Annotated in this window: 11 protein-coding genes, 1 tRNA gene and 2 pseudogenes; 9 read left to right on the forward strand and 5 right to left on the reverse strand. The window is 71.6% G+C overall.

Going from position 1 to position 18,402, the window contains the following annotated elements; translation table 11 throughout:
• Positions 1 to 157 precede the first annotated feature (157 nt).
• Positions 158 to 988 (reverse strand): fibronectin type III domain-containing protein, encoded by an 831-nt coding sequence (locus FB455_RS02620; protein WP_357236141.1) that lies wholly within the window; start codon positions 986 to 988, stop codon positions 158 to 160.
• Between the two features lie 2,949 nt (positions 989 to 3,937).
• Positions 3,938 to 4,153: pseudogene (locus FB455_RS34635) on the reverse strand (hypothetical protein); the annotation flags it as partial.
• A gap of 158 nt (positions 4,154 to 4,311) precedes the next feature.
• Here FB455_RS34635 and FB455_RS02635 point away from each other — a divergent pair.
• A tRNA-Leu gene (locus FB455_RS02635) sits at positions 4,312 to 4,395 on the forward strand.
• Positions 4,396 to 4,397: 2 nt separating this feature from the next.
• Here FB455_RS02635 and FB455_RS02640 read toward each other — a convergent pair.
• On the reverse strand, positions 4,398 to 5,885 hold the full coding sequence (locus FB455_RS02640; RefSeq protein ID WP_083395384.1) for a recombinase family protein: 1,488 nt from the start codon (positions 5,883 to 5,885) through the stop codon (positions 4,398 to 4,400).
• Between the two features lie 435 nt (positions 5,886 to 6,320).
• On the opposite strand from FB455_RS02640, the gene FB455_RS02645 reads away from it, so the two are divergent.
• The 6 genes from FB455_RS02645 to FB455_RS02670 all read left to right on the forward strand — a co-directional run bounded on the left by FB455_RS02645 (position 6,321) and on the right by FB455_RS02670 (position 11,018).
• A complete protein-coding gene (locus FB455_RS02645) occupies positions 6,321 to 6,569 on the forward strand; it encodes an SHOCT domain-containing protein (RefSeq protein WP_030271497.1) in 249 nt (82 codons plus the stop codon).
• 5 nt (positions 6,570 to 6,574) lie between these two features.
• Entirely contained in the window at positions 6,575 to 7,231 is a 657-nt protein-coding gene (locus tag FB455_RS02650) for a hypothetical protein (RefSeq protein WP_218105468.1), read from the forward strand.
• A 5-nt stretch (positions 7,232 to 7,236) separates the two neighbouring features.
• Positions 7,237 to 7,962: a response regulator transcription factor gene (locus FB455_RS02655; protein WP_047890774.1), complete on the forward strand. Its 726-nt coding sequence runs from the start codon at positions 7,237 to 7,239 to the stop codon at positions 7,960 to 7,962.
• Entirely contained in the window at positions 7,962 to 9,074 is a 1,113-nt protein-coding gene (locus FB455_RS02660; protein ID WP_036310736.1) for a sensor histidine kinase, read from the forward strand. Before FB455_RS02655 ends, FB455_RS02660 begins: the two co-directional genes overlap by 1 nt.
• Positions 9,075 to 9,340: 266 nt before the next feature.
• A complete protein-coding gene (locus FB455_RS02665; RefSeq protein ID WP_030271505.1) occupies positions 9,341 to 10,279 on the forward strand; it encodes a F510_1955 family glycosylhydrolase in 939 nt (312 codons plus the stop codon).
• A gap of 115 nt (positions 10,280 to 10,394) precedes the next feature.
• Positions 10,395 to 11,018, forward strand: a complete 624-nt coding sequence (locus FB455_RS02670; protein ID WP_030271507.1) for a class I SAM-dependent methyltransferase — start codon at positions 10,395 to 10,397, stop codon at positions 11,016 to 11,018.
• 73 nt (positions 11,019 to 11,091) lie between these two features.
• Here the strand turns inward: FB455_RS02670 and FB455_RS02675 are convergent, their stop codons facing one another.
• On the reverse strand, positions 11,092 to 13,959 hold the full coding sequence (locus FB455_RS02675; protein WP_052166169.1) for a glycosyl hydrolase family 65 domain-containing protein: 2,868 nt from the start codon (positions 13,957 to 13,959) through the stop codon (positions 11,092 to 11,094).
• Positions 13,960 to 14,310: 351 nt separating this feature from the next.
• Between FB455_RS02675 and FB455_RS02680 the strand changes: the two genes are divergently transcribed.
• Entirely contained in the window at positions 14,311 to 16,368 is a 2,058-nt protein-coding gene (locus tag FB455_RS02680; RefSeq protein WP_013476056.1) for a heavy metal translocating P-type ATPase, read from the forward strand.
• A 132-nt stretch (positions 16,369 to 16,500) separates the two neighbouring features.
• Here the strand turns inward: FB455_RS02680 and FB455_RS02685 are convergent, their stop codons facing one another.
• Positions 16,501 to 16,947: a DUF305 domain-containing protein gene (locus FB455_RS02685; protein WP_013476057.1), complete on the reverse strand. Its 447-nt coding sequence runs from the start codon at positions 16,945 to 16,947 to the stop codon at positions 16,501 to 16,503.
• 228 nt (positions 16,948 to 17,175) lie between these two features.
• Between FB455_RS02685 and FB455_RS02690 the strand changes: the two are divergent.
• Positions 17,176 to 18,291 (forward strand): annotated as a pseudogene (locus FB455_RS02690) (glycoside hydrolase family 3 N-terminal domain-containing protein).
• Positions 18,292 to 18,402: the final 111 nt, after the last annotated feature.

Below are 18,402 nucleotides of genomic sequence, written 5' to 3' on the forward strand. Positions count from 1 at the left end.
ATGGTGGTCACTGCCGGCTGCCTCCCCGTGTCGGTGGGGGAGAGACGCCGAGCACGGCCGACCCTCCCCAGAGCCGGGAGCCATCATAGGTGCCGTCCGGAGCCGGTGAAACCCGCACCGTCCTCCTGTGGACACCGAGCGTGTCGTCCGTGGACGCTCAGTTCGGCGTGCCGCCGCCCTCCCGGTCCGTGCAGACCTGACCCGAGGCGGCATACGAGTCGGTCGAGTAGACAGCCAGCACCGTGAAGCAGTAGTCCAGCTTCGCGCTCAGCCCGTTCACCGTGTACCGGGTCTGTCCGGCGTCCACAGTCGCCATCACCCCGAGCTTCTGCCCGGCCCGGCCACCCGCCACCACGAACGGCACCCCGCCGTTCGTCGGGTCGGTCCAGGTCACCGTCACTGTGGTGGTGTCGTCGCGTAGCTTCAGGTCCCCCGGCGGCGGCCCGGCCACCTTCGGCGACGCGGCGCCGGACGCGGGCACGGGAGCCGGAGGCGGCGCCGCCTCCCGGTTCAGCAACACCACGCCGACACCGACCGCAGCGACCACCGCGAGCACCGCACCCCCGACCACCAGGGCCAGCACCGTCCGGTTGCGGCCGTGCTCCGGTTCCTCCGTCTCGGGGTACGCAGCCGGCGGCTGGTGGAACATCGGCGGGGTCGCCGGCCACGCGCCCTGATCCGGCTGGGCCGGCGGCTCCGGTCGGGTGGACTCGGGGAAGTCCAGCAGGTCCTCGTAGATCGTCATCGGCCGGTTCGGCTCCGGCGCGTCCTGCTCCGGTTCGCCTGCCGCGTCGGCGGGCGCCGGCTCGTCATCCTCCGGCTCCGGGTCGGTGGGCCGGTCGACCGGCTGGGACGGGGCGGCGCTGCTCCACGGCGGCGCGACCATGCCCCACGGCGGTACGGAGGAACCGCTGACGGGTGCCGCGCTGACCGGTGCCGCGGGTGGTCCGCTGACCGGCGGTGGATAGGTGCCGGGGGGAGCGCTCACCGGTGGGTGTCCGGCGGGCGGCGCGCTGACCGGCGGTGGGTAGCCGGGTCCGGGTGGTCCGCTGATCGGAGGGCCCGGAGGCCCGCTGACGGGTGGGGCGGGTGGTCCGCCTGCCGGCATCGGGTAGCCGGGTGCGGGTGGTGCGCTGATCGGCGGCGGATAGGCGGGCGCGGGTCCGCCGGCCGGTGGCGGGTAACCCACTGCCGGTGCGGCGCTGACCGGCGCGGCGGGCGGGCCGCTGACCGGTGGCGGGTAACCGCTTACCGGAACTCCGCTGACCGGGTAGTCGGCCGGTCCGCTGACCGGCTGTCCGGGAGGGCCACTGACCGGGTGCGTGGGCGGCGCGCTGACCGGCGACGTCGGGGGTGATCCGGCGGGCGGTGTGCTGACCGGCGGTGCGCTGATGGGTGCTGGGTTGACGGGTGCGGCACTGACGGGCACGGCGCTGGTGGGCGGTGGGCTGATGTGGGGTGCGGCGGGCAGCGGTGCTCGGCCTGCCGGAGGCGCACCGGCGTCGGGCGTGCCGAGGGTGCCCGACGCGCCTGCGGAGGGGGCGCCCGGATGCTTCACGCTCGCGGCGGCGTCGGTGACCGGTGCACCATCCGAGCCGCCTTCACTCGTATCCGACGGGCTCACCGGCGGTCCGCTGACCGGGGACGTGCTCAGCGGTGGCGCGCTCGCTGCGGGCGCGATCATCCCGGTTGAGCCGGCCGAGGGCGTGTTAGCAGGGGATTTGCTGGCCGGTGGTGCGCTGACAGGGGGTTCGTCGGCGGAAGCGGTCGCTGCGGGGTTCGCCGAAGCGTCGCGTGCTGCCTTTGCGGCGTTGCGTTCCGCCTCCTCTTCCAGCAGCGGGCCGATCTGCTGCACCTGGATCGTCGGCTTGTCCCAGCCCGGTCCACCGGGGACGGGCGGCACAGTAGTGGCGCTGGCTCTGCTCGTCTCGGTATCGGCCGGGTCCGTATCGGCAGTCCGATCCATATCGGCGGCTCGGCTCGTATCGGCGCGTGGGGGAGCGGGGACGGCCTCGGTCGTCGGTGTCGCCCGTTGGGCCGGTGCCGGTCGGGGCGCCACGGGGGGTGCCGCTGGGGTGGCAGTAGCCGCAGCGGATTCCGCCACCGGCTGGAAAACCGGCACCGGAGGCGCCGTCGAGCCCGCAGTGGTGCCCGGTGGCGGGGCGGACGGGGTCGACCCCGGCGCGGGGACCGGCGGGGCGACCGGAACGGCCGGCAGTGGTGGCAGGACACCGCGCTCCGTCGACGGCACGCGCGGCGCCGGCGGGAGGACGGTCGAAGGTGGCGGTGGCAGGACTCCCGATGGCGTCCGTGACGCAGGCGGAGTGCCTCCGGTGGAGGGCGGCGTCTCGACGACCGGCGTTGCGGGCGGGGGCGGGATGACCGGCGGGGGCGGTAGCGGAGACGCGCCGACTGTCCCGGGCATCTGTGAGGGCGGCGTAACCGCCTTACCCGGCGTCTGCGGCGAGACGCCGACAGTGCCGGACGTCTGCGGCGGGGCGCCGGCAGTGCCGGGTGTCTGCGGGGACGGTAGCGGTCTCCCAGCGGTGCCCGGCACCGGCGGAGGCGGAATCGGAGGCGTGCCGGCCACGCTCGGCGCCGGTGGTGGCGGGACTGGAGGCGCGCCGGCCACGCTCGGTGGTGGCGGGACCGGACGTGCGGGGGCGGACGGCGCCGAGACGGGCGCGACACGCGCTGCGGCGGCCGAGGACGCCGGGCCCGGCATCGGAGGCACCGCCGGCCTCGCGGGTACCGGCGCGCCGGCCGTGGGTGCCGTCGTCGGCGTTCCCGGCGTTCCCGGCGTTCGCGGTGTTCCCGGGGTTGCCGCCGGGGCTCCGGGGGGCGGCGGGGGCACGGACATGCCGGAGGTCGCCGGGTCCAGGGGTGCGGCAACGGGGACGCGGGGCGGTACCGGCGTCACGCCGGGAGCGACGGCCGGTCGACCGTAGGTTCCCGGCGGAAGCGGGGTCGCACCTTGGGCCGGTGGAACCGCGGTCACGCCCTGAGCCGGCGGAACCGGGATGACGCCTTGAGCCGGGGCCAGCGGGCGGACACCGGGAATCTGCGGGGCTGTCCCGGCAGTCGGCGGCGTCGCTGGTGCGGTGGGTTCGACGGGAACTACCGGGAACCGGGAGGTGGCCTCCTCCGTGATGGGCGCGAACCGGGTCGTCGCCTCCGAGGCAGCCGGCGAGGGCGGCGCCCACGGACTCGCGGGTCCGCTCGGCCCGGCGGCGGGAGGGTGGTGCGGCGGGGCAGGCGCCACCGGGGGCGGAGGGATGATCGGCGCGGACTGAGGTGGCTGCCCGGCGTGGGGCGCATGCGGTGCCGGGCCCGGGTGGGGAGCCCACTGTGAGCCGGGTACCGGCGGATTCGCTGCGGGCGCACCCGGGGCGACGGGCCGGGGCGGTGCCGGAGCGTGTGGGTGCTGCGGTGGGACAGGCCGCAGCGAGACGGTGGGTTCGGACACTCCGTGCCCGGGGTACCCGGAGGAGGCGGGACCGGGTTGGCCGGGCCGGACCGGGCCGGGGCTCCCGGGCAACGCCGGATCGGCATGTCCGGGCACTGACGGATGGGGGTGCCCGGGACGGCCCGCATTCGGGTATCCGGGCGGGGGCGGAGCGGGATGCGGTGCGGCAGCGGCGGCGGAGCCGCCGGGGGAGGGGCCATAGCCTGCGGGAGCGGCGGCGGAGCCGCCGAGGTACTGGCGGGCTGCGCGTACCGCGGGGTGGTCCGGACCGAGCACGGCGGACCCGGCGGTCGCCACGCGGCTGTAGTTGCGGCGGGCCTCGTGCCGGTTGCCCAGCTCCTCGGAGACCCCGGCGAGGTCGAAGCTGAGCGCGAGCATCAGCGGGTCGGCCTCGCCGCGGCGGCGCTCTCCGGCCGCGTAGGCCTCCTCGAGTACGCGCCGGGCGGCGGCCGGGTCGTCGGCCTCGCGGTGCAGCCGGGCCAGCAGGTGACCGGTGGCCAGGACGTCCTGGTGGTCCTCGCCGTACGCCGGGCGGGCCGCGATGATCGCGTCGGCGAGCAGGCGGCGGGCGCTTGTCAGGTCACCCGCGGCGCGTAGCGCGAGGGCCTGGTGTTGAGTGGCGATCAACGGGGAGGGGTGGGACACGTGAGCAATGCTGCCCGGAATCGCCTGTTGCGCGCTACCCACACGATCGTTGTGGCCGCTGACCTGCGCAAACGTGCCGCGCTGGAGCTGATGTGCATGATCGTTCCGGGCCGTGTACAGTAATGCCCCGTGCGGCCCGCCGGGCCGACCGATGCGGTGAGTAGCTCACATTGGTCGACCGGGTAGGCTGGTACGTGCAGGTCCGGGTGGCGGAATGGCAGACGCGCTAGCTTGAGGTGCTAGTGCCCGTATAGGGCGTGGGGGTTCAAGTCCCCCCTCGGACACGTTAACCCCCACGGGTGTCAGCGATGGCGTTCGGTGGGGTTTCCGCTGTTCGGCGCTGATGCGGTATCGCTTGCGGTCGATAAGTCGGCGTGGGGGTTGGGATCGAATGGATGCCCAGCGCGCCGCCGATGGCGCAGCTGACCAGGGCATCGTGTTCAAGTAGGGCGTCAACCACTGCGTGGGGGTCGGTGTGCGGCATGCCGAGGTGTTCGGCGAGCTGCCGGATGGCCTTGGCTTCGTGGATGTAGACAATGCGTGGCCGGGTGGTGCCGGCCGGGACCGCGCTGCGGAAACCGTGACGGCACCGGTAGGCGGCGTGGCTGTTGACCCAGTGCGAGTCGAGGATCCGGCCGCACTCCTGGCAGCGGATCAGTCCGGTGAGTAGGTAGCGTCCGCTCGACCCGTCGGCGGGTGCCGGCAGGGCGTTGGTCTGCTGTGCGGCGACGAAATCGTGTTCGCTGACCAGCGGCGGATGCGCAAGGTCCCGGGAGATGACCCACTGTTGCATCAGGTTCCAGCGGCGTACCTCCGATTGACCGAGCAGGTCATCGGCGGCGTCGAGGGGGCCGCGGTCGGTGTGCTGCCGGTTCCAGACCTGCCGGCCGGTGTAGCGAGGGTTGGCCAGGATCGATGCCACCGTGCGTAGCGTCCATCCGGCGCCGCTGCGGTGCCGGTTTCGGCCGGGGTCGACGCTGGACGGGCAGGGCACGTGCCGGTCGTTGAGGTCGCGGGCGATTCCGGCGACGCTGCGCCCGGTGAGGCGCTGGGCGAACATCCACTGGACATGCGGAGCGGTGGCAGGGTCGGGTTCCAGCCGGTGGGCCACGCGTCCCCACTTGGCGTGGGCCCGGTTCGGGTGCGGTCCTGCCGCGACCAGTCGGTAACCGTACGGTGGTCGGCCGCCGAGGTGGCGGCCTTGCTCGATGACCTGGGCCCGCATGGCGGCCTTGGCGCGGAACCGCGAGCGTTGGACCTCTCGTTTGGAATGCACGCCGAGCAGGGCCAGCAGCGACAGGTGAAGGTCGTTGCTGGCGTCGACCGGGCCGTTGAGCTCGGGCAGCCACAGCTCGACGCCGTAGAGTTTGAACAGCGGCGCGAGGTCGCGGAACTGGTTGCCGTAGAAGGCTCGTTCGAACTCTCCTATTACCACCGCGTCGAATCCGCGGTCGGGGTCGGCGAGGGCTGCCAGCAGTCGCGCGGCTTGCGGGCGGCGCGGCCAGGGCAACTGCCGGGAATGGCCTACGTCGAAGAATTCGGCCACGATGACGCCTCGGCCGTCGATCACGTCTTCGGCGAAGTCGCGCTGCCAGCGCGCCGACGACAGCTGGTCCTGGAATTCCCGGGTCGACATCCGGCCGTAGAACGCGAAGCGGATGCCCAGGGGATGTGGTGTTATCGGGCGCCGCTTCCGTGGGCGGCGTCGCCGGTTCGGCTGCCGTATCCACCAGCCGAGCAGGTCGGGGGCGTCGAGCTTCGCCGAGTCCTGCACCAGGACCTCCCACACTGAGGTTTGCAGTTACTCATCTCGATATTGGTGGACAACGACGCAGGGGTTGGCTGGACTCGGCCCCGCACACAGACCTGTTGGCTCGACTGGTAGGGCAACCGCCGGTCGAGTGGGGCGCGTTCTGTCGATCTCGTAGTGGTTGAAGATCCTTATGATCACCCGTGGCACATGCCCGGTCACGGTCGATCTTGGTCTTGTCCAGGGGAGGACGCGGTCTTCGCCGACCTCTCGGGGAGGCAAGCCGATCGACACCGCCATCGGCCTTGCGTGCGTAGCCCATGAATGTGTGCCTATGCGGTGTCACCGCACGGTGAGCGGAGGCCTTGACGAAATCTTGACGGTACGCCGCATCGGTCGTTGAGACGCCGGTCGGAGCATGAATGGCGTAAGGCACGGAAGCGAGGTAGGGAGACGGCGATGATGGGCTACGGCTGGGGTATGGGGATGGGCGGTTGGATCTTCATGGCCCTGTTCTGGATCGTGGTTGTCGGGCTGATCGTCTGGGGCGTCGGCGTTCTGCTGCCCCGGGGCCGTTCGGAGCAGGGTGGCCGGCCGGAGCGGCCGGAGGAGATCCTCGACCGTCGGTTCGCCCTCGGCGAGATCGACGTCGAGCAGTACCGGCGGGCACGCGAGGACCTGGCGGCGGCCCGTTCGGCCCGGAGGTGAGGACGATGAGGCACAAGCGGGCGGCGCTGGCCGCGGCGATCGTCGCGGCGGTGACAGCGGTGACCACCGGGGCAGCCTGGGCGGCGGCCGATCCATCACCCCCGAACTGGAACATGATGGGCGGCCACTCCGGCCCCGGCATGATGAGCGGCGCAAGCATGATGGGCGGTTCCTACGGCCTGGCCGGTGACGGGCAGCGGGTGGAGTCGCTGGACCAGGCCCGTCAACGCGGGGCCGCGTTCGCCGACCGGCTCGGTCTGCGCGTCGGTGAGACGATGCAGTTCGCCAACGGCTACTACGCGGAACTGACCACAGCAGCGGGGCGCGGTGCCACGGAGGTGCTGATCGATCCGGGCAGTGGTGGGGTCAGCGTCGAGTACGGTCCGGCGATGATGTGGAACACCGGCTACGGGATGCACGCCCGCGCGACGACCGGGGCGGCGCGGGTGTCGGCGGCCGAAGCCACCACCATCGCCCAGCGCTGGCTCGACCGGCAGGGGAGGGGACTGGTTGCCGGCGAGGCCGATGAGTTCCGCGGGTACTACACCCTGCACACGCTGCGGGACGGAAGGCCGGTCGGGATGATGTCGGTGAACGCGTACACCGGCGCGGTGTGGGATCACACGTGGCACGGGACGTTCGTCACCATGAGCGAGGAATAGGTGCCATGCGGGTTGACGGGGTGGAGCCGGGCGCCGGGGGCGCCCGGTTCCGCGCGCTGGTGGTCGACGACGAGCCACCCCTGGTGCAGGTCGTCTCCGGCTACCTGACCCGGGAGGGCTTCGACGTGGTCACCGCCGCAGACGGCAACGCCGCCGTGGAGTCGGCCCGCGACACCGAGCCGGACGTGATCGTGCTGGACCTGATGCTGCCCGGTATCGACGGCGTCGAGGTGTGCCGGCGTGTCCGGGCGTTCAGCGACGCGTACATCATCATGCTCACCGCCAAGAGCGACGAGGTGGACAAGTTGGTGGGGTTGTCGGTCGGGGCCGATGACTACCTGACGAAGCCATTCTCACCCCGGGAGCTGGTCGCCCGGGTGCGCGCCATGCTTCGCCGCCCGCGTACGCCTTCGGCCGTACCGGAGACCCAGGTCCGCCGATTCGGCGACCTGGAGATCGACGTGGCCGGGCGGGAGGTCCGCGTGCGCGGCCAGGATGTTGAGCTGACGCGCACCGAATTCGACCTGCTCGACGCGCTCAGCGCGCAGCCCCGGGTGGCGTTCAGCCGGCGGCAGTTGCTGGACCATGTCTGGGGCGGCGACTGGTACGGCGACGAGCACGTCATCGACGTGCACGTCGGTAACCTGCGTCGCAAGCTCGACGACGACGCCACCCAGCCGCGCTACGTCCGCACCGTCCGTGGCGTCGGCTACCGGATGGGTCCGGGCTGATGCGGCCCGGACTGCGAACCGACCGGCTCTCGACCCGGCTGTTCATCGCGCAGTCGCTGATCGTGGCTGCCGGGGCGGTCACCCTGGTGCTGGTGGCGTTCGCCGTCGCGCCGGCCCTGTTCCGCAGTCACCTGCACCGCATGATGGGCATGTCCGCCGGCATGACCCAGGATCTCGAGTCCGCCCTGATCGCCACGCTGCTCGTCGCGCTCGGTGTGGCGGTTGGCGCCGCTCTGGTGACGTCGTTGGCGGTGAGCTGGTTCATCACGCGGCGGTTGGCCGGTCCGCTGTCCGAACTCTCCGGAGTCGCGACCCGCGTCGCCGACGGTGACTACGACGCGCGGATGCCGCCGAGCCGGCTGGGAGCGGAGCTCGCCGCGGTGGATGACGCGTTCAACCGGATGGCCGCCACGCTGCAGAACACCGAACGGCGCCGGCTGGAGCTGCTCGCCGACCTCGCACACGAGCTGCGTACCCCGATCGCCACCGTCGACAGCTTCCTCGAGGGCATCGAGGACGGTGTCATCCCCGCCATCCCGGATACGTGGCGGACGCTTCGCGATCAGACCAGGCGGCTGGACCGCCTGGCCGATGATATCCACGGCCTCTCGCGGGCGGAGGAACGCCGGGCCGACCTGCGGGTCGAGCCGCTGGACGTCGACGTGGTCGTTGACGAGGCGGTTCGCGCCGCAGCCGCCGGTTACGCAGACAAGGGCGTCGTCCTCGAACACCGGGCCGGTCCCGCGCCGGCGCGGGCGCTCGCCGACCCCGACCGGCTGCGCGAGATCCTCGACAACCTGCTCGGCAACGCGCTCCGCCACACTCCCACCGGCGGAAGCGTCACGATCACCACCAGCTCCAGCGCCAGAGAGGCGGCCATCGCGGTCGCCGACACCGGCGAGGGCATCGCCGCCGAGCACCTGCCACACGTGTTCGATCGGTTCTACCGGGCCGACCCGGCCCGCAGCCGGACTACCGGGGGTAGCGGCATCGGGCTGACCATCGCCCGCGCCCTGGCCCAGGCCCACAGCGGCCGGCTCTCGGCCGCCAGCGCCGGCATCGGAGCCGGTGCCACCTTCACCCTCACCCTGCCCGCAATGCCGGCCCGCTGAGTTGCCGGCACGCAGGCGGGGGAAGCATGTGACGTGCGCCCGATCACACGTACGCGGGGATGCGGTCGGGTGCGTCTCCCACGCGACCGACGCCCCGCCCCTACTGAAGCCCGGGCCCGTTCTTCAGCGAATCTTCATGGTCTTCGGACGGGTCTTCCGCCGACTTCGCGTCATTGTTGGTGGGGGCGGAAGGTCACCCTGAACCCTGCCAGGACAGGGGCCCTCGGCCAGCAAGTTGATCAACGATGAGAAGGTGGACGCAGCCGATGAGCAGGACGTCGCAGCCGACGCGACCGAGCAGCAGATCCGGCTCCGCGCGTAAGGCGCAAGCCGGCGAGCCGCAGTCCGGGCCGACCCGGAAGATCGTCGTGACGGCGCTGGCCGCGCTGGCCGTCCTCTCCGCCGTGGTGGTGTTCGTCCTGCGGGACCAGGGCTCCTCGGCTGACCACGGCGCGGCGGGTACCGGGCACGACGGGTTCGGGCACGTGCACGGGGTTGCGACCGACCCGGGCAGCGGGGCCCTGTACGTCGCCACCCACGTCGGGCTGTTCCGCGTCGACGACGCGCACACCGCCGTGCGGGTATCGAAGGACGCCCTGGACCTGATGGGCTTCACCGTGGTCGGCCCCGGGCATTTCCTGGCCTCCGGCCACTCCGAGGACGGCCCGGCCAACGTAGGTCTGATCGAGTCGACCGACGGTGGGGTGACCTGGCGGGCGAAGTCGCTTTCCGGCGCGGCGGACTTCCACGGGCTGCAGGCCGCCCACGGCTCGGTGTACGGCTACAACTCCACGGATGGTGCGTTCATGGTGAGCGTCGACCAGCGGACCTGGGAGCAGCGGTCCCGGGTGGCGATGGGGGAGTTCGCGGTCAGCCCGACCGATGCGCAGAGCATCCTCGCGGTGGGGCGCGACGGGCTGCAGCGCTCCACCGACGGCGGCCGGAGCTGGCAGACGGTCGCGGGCGCTCCCGCTGTCGGCCTACTCGCCTGGGACCGCACCGGCGTGTGGGGGGTGGCCCAGGACGGAGCGATCTGGTCCTCGACCGATGGCGGGCAGCAGTGGCAGCGCCGCGGAGCGGTGCCGGGGCAGCCGCACAGCATCGCCACCGACAAGGGCACGCTCTTCGCCGCGCTCGCCGGTGACCGGGTCGTCGCCACCACCGACGCGGGCGCCACCTGGACCGACCGGTACGTGCCGCAGTGAGGTCGCCGGGCCGCTACCGTGGCCACAGCGGGTGCTCGCTGGCACTCAGGGTCCGGCGACGGCCGGCAGGTCGGTACGCCGGCAGAGTTGGTGCAGGTCACCTATCTTCGCCACCATGAGTGACGACGAGAAGCAGCGCCGCGTCTGGGACCGGCACGCCGCCGGCTACGACCGGCAGATGGCCTTCATCGAACGCCGCTTCCTGCGCGACACCCGGGAGTGGATCTGCCGGCAGGCCACCGGCGCCACCCTCGAGGTCGCCATCGGCACGGGGCGAAATCTGCCCTACTACCCGGACAGCGTACGGATCACCGGGGTCGAGTTGAGCCCGAGGATGTTGGAGATTGCGGGCCGGCGGGCCACCGAACTGGGCCGGGAGGTCGACCTGCGGCCCGGTACCGCCCACGACTTGGACTTTCCCGATGCCACCTTCGACACCGTCGTCTGCACCCTCTCACTCTGCGCCATCCCGGACGACCACCGCGCGGTCGAGGAGATGATCCGGGTCCTGCGCCCCGGCGGTCTGCTCCTGCTGGCCGACCATGTGGTCGGCGCCAATCGTCCCGTTCGGGCGATTCAACGCCTCATCGAACTGGTCAGCGTTCCGGCGGCCGGTGAGCATTTCCGGCGGCGTCCCATCCGTGACGTGGCCGCGGCCGGTCTGCACATCGAGCAGCATCAGCGCTTCGCCGCTGGTGTGATCGAACGCCTCGCAGCCAGTAAGCCGGCCGGCACGTGAGGGAGATTCCCGCCCTGCCCAACTTGTCCGTCGAGGGGTTCCGCCCTGACCAGCAAGGGTGCCAGCGGCGGCCTCAGCCGGTCAGGGAGATCGACACCTGCTGGCCTCCGCCGATGGTCTGCGGCGGCTGTCTCGCCACGTGAACGGTGACCGGTGCCGCGTTGCAGGGTGAGGCGATGAGGGCGAGGGCGCTGCCGGTGGCCGTGACGTGCAGCTGGTGGCCGCGGTAGGTGATCAGGGTGTGCAGCCGGGTGATCTCGTGCGGTAGGCGGGGGTTGAACCAGAGGGCGTCCTGCCGGGTCTCGATTCCCAGGTAGCAGCGTTCGGCCAGGTCGAGGGTTCCGGCCATGGCGCCGAGGTGGATGCCCTCCCGGGTGGTGCCGCCCTGGGTGTCGCGGATGTCGGCGGCCAACGCGTCGGTGAAGTTTCCGAAGGAGGCGGTCCGGTTGGTGCGGGCCTGCACCCAGGCGTGCACCACCCTGCTCAACGTCGATCCGTGGCTCGCCCGGTGCAGGTAGAAGCCGGCGGTGCGGGGCAGGGCCTCCGGTGGCCAGTGGTACCCCAGGCCGGCGAGCAGCTCGCGCAGTTCCTCGGCGGAGAGCAGGTAGAGCAGCATGAGCACGTCCGCCTGCTTGCCGATGCGGTAGCGGTTGGGGGAGTCCCCTTCGGCGGCGAGGATGAGGTCGAGCCGGCCGATGTTCCCGTACCGGCGGCGGTAGGCGTCGAGGTCGAGTTCCGCGAGGTCGGCGTAGCCGTCGAACTGGCTGATGATCCGGTCGTCGTGCCACGGCACGTACATCCTGGTGGTGATCTCGGCCCACCGCGCCAGCTCGCCGTCGTCGATGCCGAGCCGGTCGGGCAGGCTCGTGCCGTCTCGGCAGGCCAGCAGGTCGACCACCGCGAGGGCCTGGCGTAGCAGCCACACCGTCATCACGTTGGTGTAGGCGTTGTTGTCCAGGCCGGGTGCCTCGCGGTCGGGGTAGCCGTCGTGGAACTCGTCCGGGCCCATCACGCCGGTGATCTCGTACCGTCCGGTGCGCGGGTTGCGCCGCGCCAGGTCGGCGAAGAACCGGGCCGTCTCCAGGATCAGCTCCCCGCCATGCGTACGCAGGAAGTCCAGGTCCCCGGTGGCCTGGTGGTACTGCCACACCGAGTACGCGACCGCCAGGCCGACGTGCCGTTGCCGCGCCGACCGGTCCCGCATCCACCGGCCGGTACGGGTGTTGAACAGCTCCCTCGGCGTCTCCTCCCGGCCGTCGCTGCCGGACTGCCACGGGAACATCGCCCCCCGGCAGCCGATCGCGGCCGCGGCCCGCCGCGCGGCGTCGAGGCGACGCCACCGGTAGAGCAGCAGCGCGCGGCTGGCCTCGGGCAGGTGCAGCGCCAGCACCCGGTGGACGAAAACCTCGTCCCAGAAGACGTGACCCCGGTACCCCTCGCCGTGCAGGCCGCGCGCACCGACGCCGGCGTCGAGGTCGGTGACGTTCGGCGAGGTGGCGACCAGCAGGTGGAAGGTGTGCAGGTTGAGCTCCAGCGATGGCCAGGGATGGTCCGTGTGCAGCTCGATGTGGCTGCGTTCCCACAGCCGCCGCCACGCGCGGACCTGCTCACCGAGCAGTTCGGCGAAGGAGCCGGCCCGGGCCGCCGCGTCCCGGGACGCGGCGGCAGGTTCCGTGACCGCCCGGTCCTGGGAGGTGTGGTGGGCGGCGATCTTCTCCACGCGCAGCGGCTGGCCCGCGCGCACCGCGACCGTCCAGGTCTCCTGCGGACGACCGGGCAGCATGTCCACGCGCCGTTGTGCGTCCACGCGGACGCCGGCTTGGAACAGCCGGGTACGCACGGCGGTCGCGACCTCGACCCGGGACTGGGTCGTGCTGACCCGCAGCCACAGTCCGTCGTCGCCGTCTCGTCCCTGCCCGTCCGGGCGCAGGTGCCGGCCGGCCAGCGGCCCGTACTCGGCGACCTGCCGGTTGGCGACCCGACCGTCGATGCCCGAGCGCACCTGCAGCGTGCCCGACCAATTCTCCGGCACCAGCGTGGTCTCCAACGCGGACAGGTGCGGCGTCGCCATCGAGACGAGCATGCGCGACACCATGGTGGTGGCTCGGCCCGAACCGTCGACATGCCGGTAGCGGCGGTGCAGCACCCCGGCTCGCAGGTCGAGCGTCTGCCGGTGCTCGCTGACGCCGCGCGCGTCCGGTCTCACCCACCGCTCTCCGGGCCGTCGCCAGCGCAGCGTCAGCCAGTTCGGCAGGTTGACCAGGCTCTCGTCCTCATGGACGTGCTCATGCAGTCGCGTCCGCAGCCGGTTGAAGATCGCAGCGGCGTAGGTGCCCGGGTAGTGGCTGCGGCCGGCATCGGCCTCCGGTGCCGCGCCGCGGGTGGCCAGGTAGCCGTTGCCGATCGTGCACAGCGTCTCGCGGATCCCCTCCGTCGCGAGGTCGACGCCGGTGTAGTCGAGAAGCCAGCCGGCGTGCTCGGCGCCGGCCGTCGACGCCGGCTGCCACCATCGGCGTCGCATCGCCTGTTCGTCGACCGTCACGTACGCCAGACCGCGCAGCACCGGTTCCGCGCCGTGCGCCCGCAGTTCGGCCGCTGCCCAGGCCCCGCCGTACGCGATACCCACGACCAGCCCGAACCCGCCGCGACAGGCGGCCTGCACCCCCGCCGGCGCGCAATGCACCACCGCGGTTCGCGCCGGATGCACCCCGAGCAGCCTTGCCGCCTGCAGCAGGACCGCCGGGTCCGGCAGCCGCGCCGTAACCTCCTGGCCGTCTAGCACGAGGTCGGTCAGCTGGTCGATGCCGAATCCGTTGCCAGGCCGGCCGATGACTCCGGACGTCAGCCCCGACCGGCGCAGCGACCCGAGCAGGCTCTGCGCCTCCGCGACCATCACCGCAGTCGGCGGCCCCCAGGTGGCCGGTGGGTTGTGCTCCGACACCGCTGCCAGGTCGAACAGGACCGCGTCGAGACGTTCGAGGGGCAGGCGAAACCTGTCAGCACCGCAGCTGTCTCGCGCGTCGATGCCACTGTCGCCGCAAGTAGTCACCACCCGCCTCCACGAGCCTTCGGGTGAGGAGGCCCGCCCGGCAGGAGCCGCAGACCTTCCAGCGAGACCCTATCCGTGGCCAGGCCAGCCAGCGGCGGAATCGCTGAGATCCCACCGGCGCGCCGTCGCACCCGCGATGGTGAAGACCTGGGGCGTCGGCGCAGCGCCGCCCCAGCCGCTGATGTGCCGGGGCGGTGAGCGTGGCACCCGGCGGCCGCAGACAGGTTTCGGGAGGCGAGGCAGGTGCACCACGGCGGCGGGCAGCCCGGCCATGCCTGCGGCGGCGCCGGGACGCACCCGCAGCACGACAAGCACGCCGGCCACACCCCCGAGATGTTCCGCAGCCGGTTCTGGGTGTGTCTGGCGCTGACCATCCCGGTCGTCCTCACCAGCCGTCTAATCATGGACTGGCTGGGTTACTCGCTGGACTTCCCCGGTGTTTTGTGGGTTGGTCCGGTGCTCGGGTCGGTGGTGTTCTTCTACGGCGGTTGGCCGTTCCTCGTCGGCGCGGTCCGCGAGGTCCGCGACCGCGCCCCCGGCATGATGCTGCTGATCGGGATGGCCATCACCGTGGCGTACGTCGCCTCCGCGGCGACGAGTGTCGGCCTGTTCCGCCTGGACTTCTGGTGGGAGCTCGCCGCCCTGGTCACGATCATGCTGTTCGGCCACTGGCAGGAGATGAAAGCCATCGGCCAAGCCCGGGGGGCCCTGGCCGCGCTGGCCGCCCTGCTGCCCGATGAGGCCGAGCGGGTCGGCCCGGGCGGAGCCGTCGAGCGGGTGGCGGCGGCCGAGTTGCGGGTCGGCGACAGGGCGCTGGTCCGCCCCGGTGGACGCGTGCCCGCTGACGGGCACGTCGTCGAGGGCGGCGCCGAGCTGGACGAATCGATGATCACCGGCGAGTCGCGGCCGGTCCCACGTCGGGTGGGGGACCGGGTGGTCGCCGGCACCGTGGCCACCGACTCGGCGATCCGCGTCCAGGTCGACGCGGTGGGGGAGGACACCGCCCTGGCCGGCATCCAACGGCTGGTCGCGCAGGCGCAGGCAGCCGGTGGGCGGGCGCAGGCGCTGGCCGACCGGTTCGCCGCGTGGCTGTTCTACATCGCCACCGCCACCGCGCTGCTCAGCCTGATCGTCTGGTCCGCGCTCGGCCGGGTCGACCAGGCCGTCGTCCGTACCATCACCGTGCTGGTGATCTCCTGCCCACACGCCCTCGGCCTGGCGATCCCACTGGTCATCGCCCTGTCGACCAGCGTGGCGGCCAACTCCGGGATCCTGGTCAAGGACCGTCTCGCCCTGGAACGGATGCGCACCGTCGACGCGGTCCTGATCGACAAGACCGGCACCCTGACCAAAGGCCAGCACACCGTCACCGGCGTCGCCGCCGCCGACGGCACCAACGAGGACGAGGTGCTGCGCCTGGCCGCCGGAGTTGAGGCCGACAGCGAGCATCCCCTCGCCCGGGCCATCGTCGCCGCCGCCCAACGAGTCGGACCGGCAAGCGGCTCGGAGTTCCGGTCGCTGCCCGGCCGCGGGGTGCAGGCCACCGTGGCCGGGGCGGCATACGCGGTGGGCGGCCCGGCCCTGCTGCGGGAACTGCACGCCGACGTCCCTGCCGAACTGCGCCAGGCCGAGCAGGCGTGGTCGGCGCGCGGCGCCGCCGTGCTCTACCTGGCCCGCCTCGACGGCCCGCCCCAGCTGCTCGGCGCGCTGGCGCTCGAGGACGAGGTACGCCCGGAGGCCCGACAGGCCATCGCCGAGCTGCGCCAACTCGGAATTCGGAAGATCGCGATGATCACCGGTGACGCCCGCCCGGTCGCCGACGCGGTCGCCGCCGATCTCGGTTTCCGTCCCGGCGAGGACGAGGTCTTCGCCGAGGTGCTACCCGCCGACAAGGACGAGATCGTCGCCGGCCTGCAACAGCGCGGCCACCGGGTGGCGATGGTCGGCGACGGCGTCAACGACGCCCCCGCCCTCGCCCGCGCGGACGTCGGACTGGCCATCGGCGCCGGCACCGACGTGGCCATCGAATCCGTCGGCGTCGTCCTCGCCTCCTCCGACCCGCGTGGCATCTCCGCCACCGCCCGCCTGTCCAAGGCGTCCTACCGCAAAATGGTCCAGAACCTCGTCTGGGCCGCCGGCTACAACGTGGTGGCCATCCCCGTCGCCGCGGGCGTCTTCGCTTGGGCCGGTGTGGCACTCAGCCCGGCCGCCGCCGCCGTGCTCATGTCCGCCTCGACCATCGTCGTCGCCCTCAACGCCCAGACGCTGCGCTGGGTGCACCTCACACCACAGGACCACTGAAGACGCATGTCAGTCCTGTCAGTCGCTGGCGCTGGCAACGGTCGCCCCGCTGACCGTCACGGCGCGGTAGGGACGCGTCCGGGGGAGGTTGAGGGCCCAACCGGACCTCGGTCGTCCTCAGTGCCGACCCAGTCAGTAGCGGTCCTTGAGGATCTTCTTCATCTGTGTGATCTCTTCCTCCTGTGACTTCACGATCTGGTCGCAGAGCTCGATGATCTCGGGGTCGGTGATATCTGATTCCTGGCAGACCAGCACGGCCCGGGAGTGGTGCGGGATCATCGACTTCAAGAAGCCCTCGTTACCCACGAACGGCTCGGTGCGCACGGCAGCGAATCCGCCGATGAAGACAGCAGCGAACGCGATGTACAGCATGATGTTGAGACGCTTGTTGGTGAACATGCTGCTCATGACGCCCATCATGATCACGCCCATGATCGACACCATGATCAGTGACATGTAGAAGTTGCTCAGGTTGAGGTAGAAGTCGCCGAAGCGGCGGATCTGCGACAGGGTCAGGACGAACATGACGACCAGACTCACCGCCAGGACGACACCGAACCGAACATAGTTCTGCTTCATCGCTCCTCCGGAGTGGACAGCGTGGTGAGCATCGGGCAAGGGCCCTCAGTACCCGGGTAGACCAGATCCAACCGACGCAACTCTCACCACGCTTCGTCGAGGCGTCCCACCAGCGGATGACATCTTCTGGGTGAGGACGCATCGGGCGGGCATGGGTCCTAACGTGCGGGGGTGGACAGCGTTCACCTGCCCCGCCGGCTGCTGCTCGCCGGACTCGGCTCAGCTGCAGTGGCAGCCGTTGCCGGCTGCGAGTCGCACCGCGCCACATCCTCGACGCCCCGGCCAACGAGCAGCCCACGGCCGACCGGCGCATCGCGCGGAGCCGGGGCGGCGCTGCGGCGAAAGATCGCCAGCCTGCTCGTGGTCGGCTTTCGCGGCGCCCAAGCCCCGAACTGGATCATCAAGGCGGTGCGGGACGGTCTGGGCGGTGTGATCCTCTTCGACCAGGACCTGGAGAGCAAGTCGGTGCGTAACATCCGCTCGCCCGAGCAGGTTACGGGCCTGGTGAATACCCTGAAAAGCGCCTCGCCCGGCCGGCTCATCGTCTCCATCGACCAGGAAGGTGGCCGTACCGCCCGCCTCAACCCGAGCAACGGCTTCCCGGCGACCAGGTCGGAGGCCGAGATCGGCGCGGAGAACTCCACGTCGGCGACCGGCGACTGGGCGCGAGGACTGGTGGCGGGGCTGACGCGGATCGGGGTCAACCTGAACTACGCCCCGGTCGTCGACCTGAACATCAACCCCGACAGCAGGGCTATCGGCAAGCTGGGTCGCAGCTTCTCGGCCGACCCGGACGTGGTCGTCAGCAACGCCACGGAGGAGATCCAGGCGCACCGGGCGGCTGGTGTGAAAACCTGCCTGAAGCATTTTCCCGGATCGGGTAGCGCCGCCGGAAACACCGATTTCGAGGTCGTCGACGTCAGCGACACCTGGCAGGTATAGGAACTCGAACCGTTCCAACGGCTGATCCAGGCCGGCCTCGCCGACTCCGTCATGGCCGCCCACGTGCTGAACAAGCAGCTCGACCCGGCGTACCCGGCGTCGCTGTCAGCCGCGACCGTGACCGATCTGCTGCGCGGCCGGCTCGGCTGGCGCGGGCCGGTGGTCAGCGACGACATGCAGGCGGTCGCCATCACCGACCGGTACGGTGCCGCCGAGGCGGTCGCCCTGGCGTTGCAGGCCGGCCTCGACCTGCTCGTCTTCGCCAACCAGCAGGTACACAACGAGAGAGTCGTCGAGGAAACAGTCGACACGATCACCAATCTCGTCCGGGCCGGGCGCATCACCGAGGACCGCATCGACCAGTCCGTCGCGCGAGTGGATTCCCTCCGCCCGAAACGCTGACCGAGGTGCTCCGGGCACGCTCCAACCCGTGTGCGTGCTCGCGGCACAACATGCGTCGGCTACTACCTCATGATAGTAGAAGTGGGTGAGGAGACGGCTGGATCGGCAGAC

This window comes from Micromonospora sp. CNZ296, assembly GCF_007827635.1.